Source organism: Streptomyces sp. NPDC059897 (genome assembly GCF_042730865.1).
Classification (GTDB): domain Bacteria; phylum Actinomycetota; class Actinomycetes; order Streptomycetales; family Streptomycetaceae; genus Streptomyces.
In genome coordinates this window covers 185,374-198,390 of the sequence record NZ_JBHWKQ010000007.1, presented here as the reverse complement: position 1 = coordinate 198,390, position 13,017 = coordinate 185,374, and the positions used below count along the sequence as shown (strand labels likewise).

The 13,017-nt window shown below is 72.6% G+C and carries 10 protein-coding genes; 6 read left to right on the top strand and 4 right to left on the bottom strand.

The window, feature by feature from the left end:
• Nucleotides 1-51: 51 nt before the first annotated feature.
• Entirely contained in the window at nt 52-1,320 is a 1,269-nt protein-coding gene (locus ACFV9W_RS11090; RefSeq protein WP_385757997.1) for an aspartate aminotransferase family protein, read from the bottom strand.
• A 174-nt stretch (nt 1,321-1,494) separates the two neighbouring features.
• Between ACFV9W_RS11090 and ACFV9W_RS11085 the strand changes: the two genes are divergently transcribed.
• The 3 genes from ACFV9W_RS11085 to ACFV9W_RS11075 all read left to right on the top strand — a co-directional run bounded on the left by ACFV9W_RS11085 (nt 1,495) and on the right by ACFV9W_RS11075 (nt 6,910).
• On the top strand, nt 1,495-2,979 hold the full coding sequence (locus ACFV9W_RS11085) for an NAD-dependent succinate-semialdehyde dehydrogenase (protein WP_385757995.1): 1,485 nt from the start codon (nt 1,495-1,497) through the stop codon (nt 2,977-2,979).
• A 68-nt stretch (nt 2,980-3,047) separates the two neighbouring features.
• Nucleotides 3,048-3,569, top strand: a complete 522-nt coding sequence (locus tag ACFV9W_RS11080) for a DUF3830 family protein (RefSeq protein ID WP_385757992.1) — start codon at nt 3,048-3,050, stop codon at nt 3,567-3,569.
• A 209-nt stretch (nt 3,570-3,778) separates the two neighbouring features.
• A complete protein-coding gene (locus ACFV9W_RS11075; protein ID WP_385757989.1) occupies nt 3,779-6,910 on the top strand; it encodes an amidohydrolase family protein in 3,132 nt (1,043 codons plus the stop codon).
• A 7-nt stretch (nt 6,911-6,917) separates the two neighbouring features.
• On the opposite strand, the gene ACFV9W_RS11070 is transcribed toward ACFV9W_RS11075, so the two are convergent.
• Genes ACFV9W_RS11070 through ACFV9W_RS11060 form a run of 3 tightly spaced genes read right to left on the bottom strand, consistent with a single transcriptional unit; the run spans nt 6,918 to nt 9,944 of the window.
• A complete protein-coding gene (locus ACFV9W_RS11070; protein ID WP_385757986.1) occupies nt 6,918-7,433 on the bottom strand; it encodes a putative immunity protein in 516 nt (171 codons plus the stop codon).
• A 34-nt stretch (nt 7,434-7,467) separates the two neighbouring features.
• A complete protein-coding gene (locus ACFV9W_RS11065) occupies nt 7,468-8,940 on the bottom strand; it encodes an amidase (RefSeq protein WP_385757983.1) in 1,473 nt (490 codons plus the stop codon).
• Complete coding sequence (locus ACFV9W_RS11060) at nt 8,937-9,944, bottom strand: D-2-hydroxyacid dehydrogenase (protein ID WP_385757980.1); 1,008 nt, start codon at nt 9,942-9,944, stop codon at nt 8,937-8,939. The genes ACFV9W_RS11065 and ACFV9W_RS11060 overlap by 4 nt, the downstream gene beginning before the upstream one ends.
• 370 nt (nt 9,945-10,314) lie before the next feature.
• Between ACFV9W_RS11060 and ACFV9W_RS11055 the strand changes: the two genes are divergently transcribed.
• The 3 genes from ACFV9W_RS11055 to ACFV9W_RS11045 all read left to right on the top strand — a co-directional run bounded on the left by ACFV9W_RS11055 (nt 10,315) and on the right by ACFV9W_RS11045 (nt 12,841).
• Nucleotides 10,315-11,226, top strand: coding sequence for a decarboxylase (locus ACFV9W_RS11055; RefSeq protein WP_385757977.1), 912 nt, complete (start codon nt 10,315-10,317; stop codon nt 11,224-11,226).
• Nucleotides 11,227-11,335: 109 nt separating this feature from the next.
• Complete coding sequence (locus ACFV9W_RS11050; protein ID WP_385757975.1) at nt 11,336-12,106, top strand: decarboxylase; 771 nt, start codon at nt 11,336-11,338, stop codon at nt 12,104-12,106.
• A gap of 36 nt (nt 12,107-12,142) precedes the next feature.
• Complete coding sequence (locus tag ACFV9W_RS11045; protein ID WP_385757972.1) at nt 12,143-12,841, top strand: GntR family transcriptional regulator; 699 nt, start codon at nt 12,143-12,145, stop codon at nt 12,839-12,841.
• The last annotated feature ends 176 nt before the right edge of the window (nt 12,842-13,017 follow it).

Below are 13,017 nucleotides of genomic sequence, written 5' to 3'. Positions count from 1 at the left end.
GACGGCACCCGGGGCCGCGTCGGAACGCCGCCCCGGTTCCCACCGGAGGTGTCAGCCGAGGACCGCCGCGACCGACTCGCGCCACAGCCGCAGGCCCTCGTCGATGTCCTCGCCGTTCACGACGAGCGGCGGGATCATCCGGACGACCTGGCCCTGCGTCCCGCAGGTGAGCAGCAGCAGACCACGCTCGGAGGCGGCGGCGTGCACGCGGGCGGCGGTGGCGCCGTCCGGCTCGCCGTCCGCGGTGACGAACTCGATGCCGGCCATCAGGCCGAGGCCGCGGACGTCGCCGATGCCGCCCTGGCCGCCGACCGGGTAGGACTCGGCGACCTCGCGCAGGCCGGCGAAGAGCTGCGCTCCGCGCTCTGCGGCGTTCTCGACGAGCTTCTCCTCCTGGATGACGTCGAGGGTGGCGATGGCGGCGGCGCACGACACCGCGTTGCCGCCGTAGGTGCCGCCCTGCGAGCCGGGCCAGGCCCGCGACATCAGTTCCTCGGACGCGGCGATCGCGGACAGCGGGAAGCCGCTGGCGAGGCCCTTGGCGGTGACGATGATGTCGGGCTTGCCGTCGAAGTGGTCGTGGCCCCAGAACTTGCCGGTGCGGCCGAACCCGGTCTGCACCTCGTCGATGATCAGCAGGATGCCGTGCCGGTCCGCGCGCTCGCGCAGGCCGCGCAGGAAGGCCGTGTTCGCGGGAACGTAGCCGCCCTCGCCGAGGACCGGCTCCACGATGAACGCGGCGGTGTCGGCGGGCGTGGTGACGGTGGCGAGCAGCTGGTCCAGCTCGCGCAGTGCGAACTTGGTCGCGGTCTCCTCGTCCCAGCCGTAGTAGAAGCAGTTGGGGAACGGCGCGAGCGCGACGCCCGACATCAGCGGGCCGTACCCGGAGCGGAACTTGGTGGCCGATGTGGTCATCGACGCGGCGGCGAGCGTACGGCCGTGGAAGCCACCCTGGAAGGCGACGATGTTGGGCCGACCGGTGGCCTGCTTGGCGAGGCGCATCGCGGCCTCGACGGCCTCGGAGCCAGAGTTGACGAAGAAGAGCGAGTCGAGTCCGTTCGGCAGCACTTCGCCGAGGCGCTCGCTGAGCGTGCGCAGCGGCTTGTGCATCACCGTCGTGTACTGGCCGTGGATGAGCTTGCCGACCTGCTCCTGCGCGGCGGCCACGACCTTCGGGTGGCAGTGCCCGGTGGACGTGACGCCGATGCCGGCGGTGAAGTCCAGGTGGGCGCGGCCGGACTCGTCGTAGAGACGGACGCCCTCGCCGCGTTCGGCCAGGACGGGGGTGGCCTGCTTGAGGACGGGGGACAAGGCACTCATGGACGGCTCCTCGCTCGGTGACCGCGGTGGTCCACGGATTTCACGGATCTTCTACGGAGATCAACATCGGGCTGCGTCGTAGGATTGTCAACAACCTACACTCATGCAAGCATGCAATTCCGCGGCTGTCCACGAGTGAGCCGGGCCGGGAGTTTCCAAACCACGGGAGTCGAAGTGAGCGCAGTGACCGAACAGCAGACAGACCGCGAGCGGACCGTCGTCGCGTCCGTGCCCGACGGGCTGTTCATCGGCGGCAGCTGGCGCCCGGCGGCCTCCGGCGCGACCTTCGGCGTCGAGGACCCCTCGGTCGCCCGTGAGCTGCGCACCGTGGCCGACGCGGGCGCGGAGGACGCGCGCGCCGCGGCCGAGGCGGCGGGCGCCGCGCAGGAGTCCTGGGCGGCCACCGCGCCGCGCGAGCGCAGCGAGATCCTGCGCCGCGCGTTCGAGCTGATCATGCAGCGCCAGGACGAGCTGGCCCTGCTGATGACGCTCGAAATGGGCAAGCCGCTCGCGGAGGCGCGCGGCGAGGTGGCGTACGCCGCCGAGTTCTTCCGCTGGTTCGCCGAGGAGGCCGTCCGGATCGAGGGCGGCTACCAGGCCTCCCCCGACGGCAAGGACCGCTTCGTCGTGATGAAGCGCCCGGTCGGCCCGGTCCTGCTGATCACGCCGTGGAACTTCCCGCTCGCCATGGGCACCCGCAAGATCGGCCCGGCGATCGCGGCCGGCTGCACCATGATCATCAAGCCCGCCGAGCAGACGCCGCTGACGATGCTGAAGCTCGCCGAGATCATGACCGAGGCGGGCGTGCCCGCGGGCGTCCTGAACGTGCTGACCACGTCCCGCCCCGGCGAGGTCGTCGAGCCGCTGCTGCGCGGCGGTGTCATCCGCAAGCTGTCGTTCACGGGTTCTACGGCGGTGGGCCGCCTGCTCATCGAGCAGAGCGCCCAGCACGTGCTGCGGGTGTCACTGGAGCTAGGTGGCAACGCGCCGTTCATCGTGTGCGAGGACGCCGACCTGGACAAGGCCGTCGAGGGCGCCATGGCCGCCAAGATGCGCAACATCGGCGAGGCGTGCACGGCCGCGAACCGCCTGTACGTGCACGAGTCGGTGGCCGGCGAGTTCGCCGAGAAGCTCTCCGCCCGGATGGCCGCGCTCGCGGTCGGCCGCGGCACCGAGGACGGTGTCACCGTTGGCCCGCTGATCGACGAGGACGGCCGCGGCAAGGTCGAGGAACTGGTCGCCGACGCAGTCGAGCGCGGCGCGAAGGTCCTCACGGGCGGCGAGCGCGCCGAGGGCGAGGGCTACTTCTACACCCCGACCGTGCTCACCGGCGTCTCCCCCGAATCCGCCCTGATGAGCCAGGAGATCTTCGGCCCGGTCGCCCCGATCCTGACCTTCACGGACGAGGACGAGGTCGTCGCCGCGGCCAACGACACCGAGTACGGCCTGGTCTCCTACCTGTTCACGGAGAACCTGGAGCGCGCCTTCCGGCTCTCCGAGCGCCTGGAGACCGGCATGGTCGGCCTCAACAAGGGCGTCGTCTCCAACCCCGCGGCCCCCTTCGGCGGCGTGAAGGCCTCGGGCCTCGGCCGTGAGGGCGGCCGGGTCGGCATCGACGAGTTCCTGGAGACGCGCTACCTGGCGATGCCGCTCGGCTGACAGCCGACCGCCGACCGACCTACCGTCCACGTACGTTGATCATCGACCAGACCGGAGCGATTGCATCCATGGACCGTTTCATCGAGGTCTCCCTGCCCAAGCGCGGCGTCACCGCCACCGCGAAGCTGCTCGACGACCGCGCCCCGATCACCTGCGAGGCGATCTGGAACGCCCTGCCGCTGGGCAGCGACGTCTACCACGCGAAGTACGCGCGCAACGAGATCTACACCCTCGTCCCGGCCTTCGCCCCGCAGGAGCCCCCGCTGGAGAACCCGACGATCACGCCGATCCCCGGGGACCTGTGCTACTTCACGTTCTCCAACACCCAGATGAGCACGGCCTCCTACGGCTACGAGGCCGCCGCCGAACAGCAGGGCAACCAGGCGGCGCACGCGGAGCGCGACATCGTCGTCGACCTCGCCCTGTTCTACGAGCGCAACAACCTCCTCATCAACGGCGACCAGGGCTGGGTCCCCGGCATCGTCTGGGGCACCATCACCGAGGGCCTCGACCGGCTCGCCGAGGCCTGCCAGGACCTGTGGCGGTCGGGGGCCGTCGGGGAGTCGCTTCAGTTCAAGCGGGCGGAGTGAGCCAGTAGGCGCAGCGACAAGGGGCGGTCCGGTCCTCCGGCCCGCCCCTTGTACGTCCCGCCCCCACGCAGGCCGGGGTCGACGCTTGGCCGGTCCGGTGTGCCAGCGCATTACTTTCACATCACATCTACCGCCCGTGCGGATGCGGTGACGCGCGGTGTACGTAGCCTCCCGTCAACTGTTGCTGATCTTCGGGAGGTTGGTCGACCGTGGCTTTCACACGCCGTGCTTTCGTCAAGCGGAGCGGTCTCGTCGCCGCCGGGACCGCGTTCGTCGGGGCGGGCGGCGCGGTCGCGGCCGCGCCGGGTGCGGCGGCCGCGGGGAGGCGCGCGGCCGTCACGGTGACCGGGATGACCAATGGCTCCGCCGCGCTGTCGCCCGACGGCCGCACCGTCGTGTTCGACCTGCTCAACACGTTGTGGACGGTACCGGCCGAGGGCGGTGACGCCGGGCGGCTCATCAGTGACGCGCTGGAGGCCGTCGAGCCGGACTACTCCCCCGATGGGCGGCACATCGTGTTCTCCGCCTACAGCGGCGGCGCCTTCCACCTGTGGGTCGTCGGCTCCGACGGGCGCGGACCGCGCCAACTCACCGACGGCGCCGACGATCACCGCGAACCCCGCTGGTCCCCCGACGGCAAGCGGATCGCCTGCGCCGTCGAGACCGGCAGCCGCTACGCCGTGCACGTACTGTCCGCCGACGGCGGCGAGCGGCGGGTGTGGACCGAGGGCGGGGCGCAGGAGGCGCAGCCGGCGTGGGCGCCCGACGGCGAGGCCATCGTGTTCACCTCCGGCACGGGCAGCGCGCCGCAGTCGATCGAGCGGGTCGGGTCCGACGGCGCCCGCACGGTCCTCGCGAAGGTGGACTCCGGCTTCGTCGCGGGCCCCTCGCTCTCCCCCGACGGCAAGCGTCTCGCCTACGCGCATCTGACCTCCGCGGGCACCTCGGTGGTCGTGGACGGCGATGTGGTGTCGGGCCCGGACGAGGATGTCTTCCCGCTCCCGGTGCGATGGGTGGGCGCGGACGAGGTGCTGTACACGGCGGACGGGAAGATCCGCCGCCGCACCCTCGGTACGGACGCCGCGAAGGATGTCTCGTTCGCGGCGTCCGTGGAAGTGCCGGCCGTCGAGGAGCGTCCCGCCCCGAGGGACTTCGACTCCACCGGCGCCCGGCCCGTGCGGGGCATCGTCGGGCCCGAACTCTCCCCGGACGGCGAGCGCGTGGTGTTCGTCGCGCTGGGTGACATCTGGGTGATGCGGCGCGGCGCCCGGCCCGAGGCGGTGGTCTCCGACGGGCGCCACAACACCTCGCCCACCTGGTCTCCCGACGGTGACTCCGTCGCGTACGTCAGCGACCGCTCCGGCACCCAGGAGCTGTGGCGGTGCACCCTCGCCGACGGTGCCACCCGCCGTCTGACGGACGTGGGCGGCGCGACCCTGCCCGCGGTCAGCCACGACGGTACGGCCGTCGCCTTCGTCGCCGACGCGAGCGTGCACACCCTGGACGTGCAGAGCGGCGCCGTCCGCAAGGTCGTCGGGCCACTCAACTCGCCCGGCCGCCCGGCCTTCACCGCCGACGACAGCCGGGTGTCGGTCGCGGCGCTCGCGCCGGTCACCGCGCGCTTCCGTGAGGGCTACAACCGGGTCCTCACCGTCGAACTGGCCACCGGCGAGGCGCGGTACAGCGATCCGGTGCCCGGTTCCTCGCTGGCCAACCGGGAGTACGCGGGCCCTGTGTACTCGCCCGACGGGAAGCACCTGGCCTGTGTCGTCGACGGCACCCTGCGCGTGGTGCCGGTGGACGCGGCCGGGCTGCCCGCGGGCAGGGCCCGCACCGTGAACAGCGAGAGCGCCGACTTCCCGTCCTTCAGCGGCGATTCGCGTTCGCTGCTTTACCTGTCGGCGGGCCGACTGCGGATCGCCGACGCGCGCGGTGGCCGCGGCGCCGCGGTGCCCCTGGACCTGACGTGGCGTCCGGCGCGGCCGACCGGGCGCACGGTGGTGCGCGTCGGCGCCCTGTGGGACGGCACCGGGTCGAGGCTCCGCCACGACGTCGAGATCGTCCTCGACGGCGACCGCATCGCCGCGGTCGAGAAGTCCGGCACGACGGCCGTGCGCCCCGGGGACAAGGTCGTGAAGGCGGGCGGGCTCACCGCGATACCCGGCATGATCGCGGCGCACGAGCACGGGCCGTGGCAGCTCGACGCGACGTCCCGGCTGTGGCTGGCGTTCGGGATCACCTCGCTGCGCTCGCCGGGCAGCGGCCACTACCACCTGGTGGAGGCGAAGGAGGCCGTGGAGTCCGGGCGGCGGGTGGGGCCGCGCGTCTTCACCGCCGGTGAGCTGATCGACGGCTCCCGGGTGTACTACTCCTCCGCCCGGCCCGTGACGGACCGCGAACAGCTGCGGCGCGAGCTGGACAAGCACGAGGCGCTCGGGCACGACCTGGTCAAGACGTACGTCAGGCTGCCGTACGCCATGCAGGCGGAGGCCGTCGCCGGCGCCCACCGGATCGGCCTGCCCGCGACCTCGCACTACCTGTTCGGTCCGCTGGCGCTCGGGGCCGACGGCGTCGAGCACATGGGCGGCACGAGCCGCTACGGCCGCCGCCAGAAGGAGACCCACCTCGGGCACTCCTACGACGACGTCACCGCTCCGCTGATCTCGTCGGGCATGCCGATCACCCCGACGCTCGGCCTCTCCGGGCTCGGCCTGTCGAGCGTGCGGGCGGCGCTGTACCGGTTCGCGGGGTGGGCCCTGGACGACGCCCGCCTGAAGGCGCTGCTGCCCTCGGAGTCGTACGAGGAGTTCCGCGACGGTGTGCGGGCCGCGCAGGCCGAGGAGCCCACGGCCGAACTCGGGTTCGTCGCCCGGCACGGGGAAACCGTACGTCGCCTCATCGAGGGCGGCGCGCACGTCCATGTCGGCACGGACAGTCCCCTGGTGCCGCCGGCGGTCTACTACCACCTCAATGTGCAGGCCATGGTCCGGTACGGGGTCTCCCCCGCCGACGCGCTGCGCTCGGCGACCGCGGAGGGCGCCCGCACGCTGGGTGTGACGAAGCATCTGGGCACGATCGAGCCGGGCAAGTTGGCCGACCTCGTGCTGGTGGAGGGCGATCCGCTGAAGGACGTCACGGCCGCGGCGGCGGTCCGTACGGTGGTCGCCGGTGGCGTGGTGCACGAGGTGTCCGACCTGCTCGCGGCGGAGGAAGCGGCGCCCCAGTCGGCGGCACCGCGCAGCGCCGCCGCGTCAGCCTCCGCCGAGGACGTGCCGCAGGGCCCCGTCCTCGAACGCTACTGGTGGCACCGGCCGGAGCACGCGGTGCACGGCTGCTGCTGATTCGCCGTCAGCAGTCGAAGACCGACCAGCAGATGTCGTTGCGCAGCCGCTGGTCGTCCAGGACGAGTGCCCGAATGGCGCCGGGCAGCCGCTCCCGCTGCCAACGGCACTCGTCCCGGCCGGCGTCCTCGGCCTCGCCCTTGGGCGCCGCCGCCCTGACCGCCTTGATCGCGTACGCCGCCGCGCCCAACTCGTGTGCGGCGACGTGCGCGACCACGGCGGCCTGCCCCGCCGCGAACGCCGCGTGCCGGGCCGGTCCTGTGAGCACCCGCGCCGCGGCCATCGCATGCCCGCCCGCCGCGCGGGAGTCGGACATCCGGATCTCGCCGCGCGTCCACGCCCGGACCTGCTCGACGGCCTCGCGCGGCCGCCGGTCGAGGGGCTCCACCGCCTCGAACAGCGGCAGCACGTGCTCCGCGCAGTCGGCCGCCCACAGGGCCAGCAGGCGATGGTCGTCGTCCGTGAGCGTCCCGCCGCGGCGCAGCGTGATGAACCGGGGGTCGCGGATCTTGGGCAGGATCACGGACGACACATTACGGCGCGCGGGTGCTGGGATTTCAGCCCACCGGAGCCGTGCCCACCACCCCGGACCCGCGCAGCGCCGCATGCAGCACCGCCGACGCGCGCAGCACCAGTTCGTCGCCGTGGCGCGCGGCGACCAGTTGCGCTCCCACCGGCAGGCCCGCGCCCGTGACGCCGCAGGGCACCGTGGAGGCCGGCTGCTGGGTGAGGTTGAAGGGGTACGTGAACGGGGTCCAGCCCGTCCAGCGCTTGTGGCCACTGCCGGCCGGCACCTCGACGCCCGCCTCGAACGCCGGGATGGGCACCGCGGGCGTGAGCAGCAGGTCGTACGTCTCGTGGAAGCGCCCCATGCGCACGCCGAGCGCCATGCGCGTGTCGACGGCGCTGAGGTAGTCGAGCGCGCTCTTCGCGGCGCCCTCGCGGCACGCCTCCTGGAGCCCGGCGTCCAGTTGGGCGAACTGCTCGGCGCCCAGGTGCTCGACGACCTTGGCGGCGCCGGAGAACCACAGCGTGTGGTACGCCTCCACGGGGTCGCTGAAGCCGGGGTCGGCCTCCTCGACGTCCGCACCGAGGTCGGCCAGGAGCCGGGCGACGGCGGCGACGCGCTCGGCGACCTCCGGGTCCACGGGGGCGCCCGCGAGGGTCGGGGCGTAGGCGATGCGCAGTCCGCGCAGGGAGCCGTCGGCGAGGGCTTCGGTGACGGCGGCGCGGTAACTGCGGCGCGGCGCCTCCAGGGCCGACCAGTCGCGGCTGTCGAAGCCGGTCACGGCGTCCATCAGGAGGGCCGCGTCCTCGACGGTGCGGGTCATGGGGCCCGCGTGGGCGAGCGTGCCGAAGGGGCTGGCCGGGTAGAGCGGGATCCGCCCGTACGTGGGCTTCATGCCGAAGATGCCGCAGAACGCGGCGGGGATCCGCACCGAACCGCCGCCGTCCGTGCCGATGGACAGCGGGGCCATGCCCGCGGCGACGGCCGACGCGCTGCCGCCCGAGGAACCGCCCGCGGTGGTGGACGGGTCCCACGGGTTGCGGGTGACGCCGGTCAGCGGGTTGTCGGTGACGCCCTTCCAGCCGAACTCCGGCGTCGTCGTCTTGCCGACGAACACGGCGCCCTCTTCCCGCATCCGGGCGACGCACGGCGCGTCCTCGTCCCACACCCGGTCGGCCGGGATGGTCAGCGAGCCGCGCAGCGTGGGGTGGCCCTTGGTGAGCATGAGGTCCTTGATGGACGTCGGCACGCCGTCGAGGAGACCGAGCGTCTCGCCGCGCCGGCGGCGCTCCTCGCTCGCCCTCGCCTGCGCGAGCGCCTCGTCCCGGTCGACCAGACAGAACGCGTTGAGCCCGCCGTCGACGGCCTCGATGCGGTCGAGCACGGAGACCGTGGCCTCCACCGGGGACAGGTCGCCGCTCTCGTAGGCGGCGAGGAGTTCGGTGGCGGTCAGCGCGTAGGGCTCCTGGGGGGCCGGGGTGCTGGTGCCGGCCGTGGCGGTCGCGTCGGTGGTGCTGGTCATCGGGAGCCCTCCTCTGCCGCGGTCCGCGGGGTGTCCGCGACCGGTACGTAACCCAGTTCCTTGTCCACGACGTTGCGCAACGGCCGGCCCGCGCGCCACCGCGCGAAGTTGTCGGCGAAGACCTCGGCGAGGTCGTCGAGCCAGGTGTCGGTGTCGGCCGACATGTGCGGGGAGACCAGCAGGTTCGGCGCGTCCCACAGCGGGTTGTCGGCGGGCAGCGGCTCCTCGCGGAACACGTCGAGCGCCGCGCCACCCAGTTGGCCCTCCTCCAGGGCGGCGAGGAGGTCCTTCTCGACGACCATCGGTCCGCGCCCCACGTTGATGAAGCGGGCGCCGCGCTTCATGCGGGCGAAGGTGGCCTCGTCGAACAGGTCCTGTGTCTGCTCGGTCAGCGGTGCCGCGCAGACCACCCAGTCGGCGCGGGCGAGCAGGCCGTCGAGCTCGTCGAACGCGTGCACCGTGCCGACCTCGGGGTCGCCCTCCCTGCGGGTGCGTCCGACCAGGGCGGTGTCGATGCCGAGCGCCCGCAGGGTACGTACGACGGCCCGGCCGATGGGCCCGCCGCCGAGGACGACGGCGCGCGTCCCCCACACCCGCTGGGTGACGCGGTGCCGCCAGACGTGGTCGCGCTGGCGGTCGTAGGTGCCGGCGAAGTCCTTCGCGAGGGCGATGATCTGGCCCGCGACGTACTCGGCGATGGGCTGTTCGAAGACGCCGCGCGAATTGGTCAGGATCGCGTCGGAGTCGCGCAGGGCGGGGAACATCAGCCGGTCGACTCCGGCGCTGGCGGTGTGCACCCAGCGCGGTCCGCCCCGCTGCGGCCAGGCGCCGGGCAGCGCCTCGGTCCCGAACTCCCACACCAACAGCGCATCGGCATCGGGAAGTTCGGCGGCGAGCCGGTCCTCGGGGATGCAGACGAGCTCGGCGTGGGCGGCCACCTCCTCCAGGCCGTTCGGCCGGTGGTCGGCGAGCACCAGGACGCGGGATTTCTCGGTCTTCGGCACGGCGGTCCTTCGGGTCGCTCGACGGATCGGGCGACGGTTGGAGCGGACGGTATGCGAGGTGCGGTTCGAGGGTTGACCATGGAGGGACGAAAGCCCCGCGAGGGCTGGGGAAGGGCCATCCCCTGGGCTGAATTCCCCGGCTCTTTACCGAGGCTTTCACCACAGCGAACGAGCCGCCCCGCGTAGGGGATTGACACGCTAAGCAGCCGATCTTTACGTTGTCAACAATCTACAGGCGAACCGCGGGCCTACTCTGCTACCCAAGGGTCGCTCGGCAAAACAACTCCCCTCCGCACCACCTGCCATCACACGTCCACCTCAGGCGTACGGACCGCGGCTCGTACGCGTGCAGCCACGAAGGGGCACTGCATTGGACATCACGACCTTCGGCGGACCCGTCCCCCAGCTCGGCATCGGCGTAGTCGCCCCGTTCGACTTCGCGCTCGATCGCGAACTGTGGCGTTGGACCCCCGAGGAGATCTCCCTCCACCTGACCCGCACCCCGTACGTTCCCGTGGAGGTCAGCGTGGACATGGCTCGCTTGATCAGCGAGCACGAGACCCTGCACAACGCCGTCATGGCACTCGACGCGGTGCGGCCCGCGTCCTTCGCGTACGCCTGCACATCCGGCAGCTTCGTCGGCGGCACCGCGCACGAACGCGCGATGTGCGTCTCCATGAGCGGGGCAGGCCGCGGCGTGCCGTCCGTGACCACGTCCGGGGCGCTGCTCGAGGCCCTCGGCGAGCTGGGCGCGCGCCGGGTCAGCGTCATCACGCCGTACACGGCGTCCCTGACGGACTCGCTGGCCGACTTCCTGGGCGAGGCGGACGTGGACGTGGTCGGGCGCCAGTACATGGGCCTGACCGGGGAGATCTGGAAGGTCGGTTATCGCAACGTGGTGGAACTGGCCCGTTCGGCGGACCTGACGCACGCGGACTGCCTCTTCATCAGCTGCACCAACCTGGCGACGTACGACGTGATCCCGCAGTTGGAGGCGGAGCTGCGGATCCCGGTGATCTCCGCGAACCAGGTCACGATGTGGGCCGCGTTGCGCCACGCGGGTGCCCGCGCCGCGGGTGACTACCAGTCGCTGATCGACCCGGCGGCCCGTGCCGCGCTCACGCCCTACGGCGGGCGGGGCATCGCCGGCATCGCTCCGCCGCCGCCCGCCGCCGCGGCGGCCGTCGTGCGGGAGGCCGCCGACTGGGAGCAGTTGGCCGCGCCCGAGGCGACGGCGGCCGCTCCCCCGGACGAGCCGGCCGCGGACCTCGACCTCGGCTGAGCAGCCCCTGAGCAGCGCCGCATCGTGGCGCTGCCGCTCTTCACACTGTCAACAATCTACATTTGACCGGATCGCCGGTACACTGCCTGCACGAAAGGACGTCAGACGTATGAGCGAGAAGACCACCCGAGTCGGGTTCCTGTACCCCGGTCACTCCGCTGAGGACGACTACCCGCGCCTCGAGCGGATGATCGGCGGCGGCGCCCGGCTCACGCTCGTCCACACGGACATCGGCGTGGACGCGCACCGGGTGGACGACCTCCTGGAGATGGGGTCCACGCACCGTCTCAAGGCGGCGCTCGGCGAGCTGCTCGCCCAGCCGCAGGACGTGGTCGTCTGGGCGTGCACCAGCGCCAGCTTCATCTTCGGCCCCGAGGGCGCCCGCCAGCAGGTCGCCGAACTCGCCGAGGCGGCGGGCCTGCCGGCCGAGCGGGCCTCCTCGACGTCCTTCGCGTTCGCGCACGCCGTCCAGGCGCTCGGTGTGCGCCGCCTGGCGATCGCCGCGACGTACCCGGACGACGTGGCGGGCTACTTCGTCCGGTTCCTGGAGCACCACGGCTCCGAGGTCGTCTCGGTGTCGGGGCAGGGCATCATCACCGCCGCCGAGGTCGGCACGCTGGGCCGCGAGCGGGTCATCGAGCTGGCGCGGGAGAACGACCACCCGGACGCCGAGGCGATCCTGCTGCCGGACACGGCGCTGCACAGCGCCGCCTGGCTCGACGACCTCGAGGAGGCCGTCGGCAAGCCCGTCCTGACGGCCAACCAGGTCACCGCCTGGGAGGGCCTGCGGCTCGCGGGCGACGAGACGCCCCGCGAGGGCCTCGGCTCGCTGTTCCGGCTCACCCGTACTTCCCATTCCCCGACACCCGCGACCGCCTGAGGCGGCGGCCGCGCCGATCAGAGGACCGAACTGAATATGGCCACTGCGAAGACACTGCGACCGGTCAAGCGGGAACCCGCGGCGACCGTCATCGCCGCCCAGCTCACCGAAGCGATCATGGACGGCACCCTGGCGCCCGGCACCCAGCTCGGCGAGGCCGAGCTGGCGGGCCAGCTCGGCGTGAGCCGGGGACCGCTGCGCGAGGCGCTGCAGCGTCTCGTGCAGCAGGGCATCGCCGTCAGCGCACCGCATCGCGGCGTCTTCGTGACCCGGCTCGACGAGGACGACGTGCGCGACATCTATCTGGCGCGCACGGCCATGGAGTCCGCGGCCTGCCGCCTCGTGCTGCAGCAGGATCCGCAGTCGACGGCGGACCATCTGGAGAAGGCGCACCGCCGGATGGAGTCGGCGGCGCGGCGGGGCAACGACGCGGCGCTCAGCGCCGCCGACATGGACTTCCACCAGGTGCTCGTCGCGGAGTCCGGCAGCCCGCGCCTGCAGCGCATCGCGCAGACCCTGTTCGTGGAGACGCGGATGTGCCTGTCGGTCCTCACCGACGACCACCCCGACCCGGACGCGCTGGTCGAGGAGCACGCGGAGCTGATCGCGGCGATGCGCGCCGAGGACGAGGAGCGCCTCCTCACGCTCCTCGACGCGCACATGCAGGACGCGGTCACCCGGCTCACCGGCGGGGCCGTGCAGGCGGCGGCCGAACCGGACGCGGTGGCGGGCTGACCTGCGGCACGTCAGACGAGGAGGGCCCCGGCGACACTTCGCCGGGGCCCTCCTCGTATGTGCGCGCATGCCCCGCTCGTATGTGTGCGCATACCGGGCCGCCTGTCGGAAATCCGTGAATCCGGGCACCCACGCATCGGTTTTCCGGGGTTCGGCGACGCTGGCTGGCCTCGATG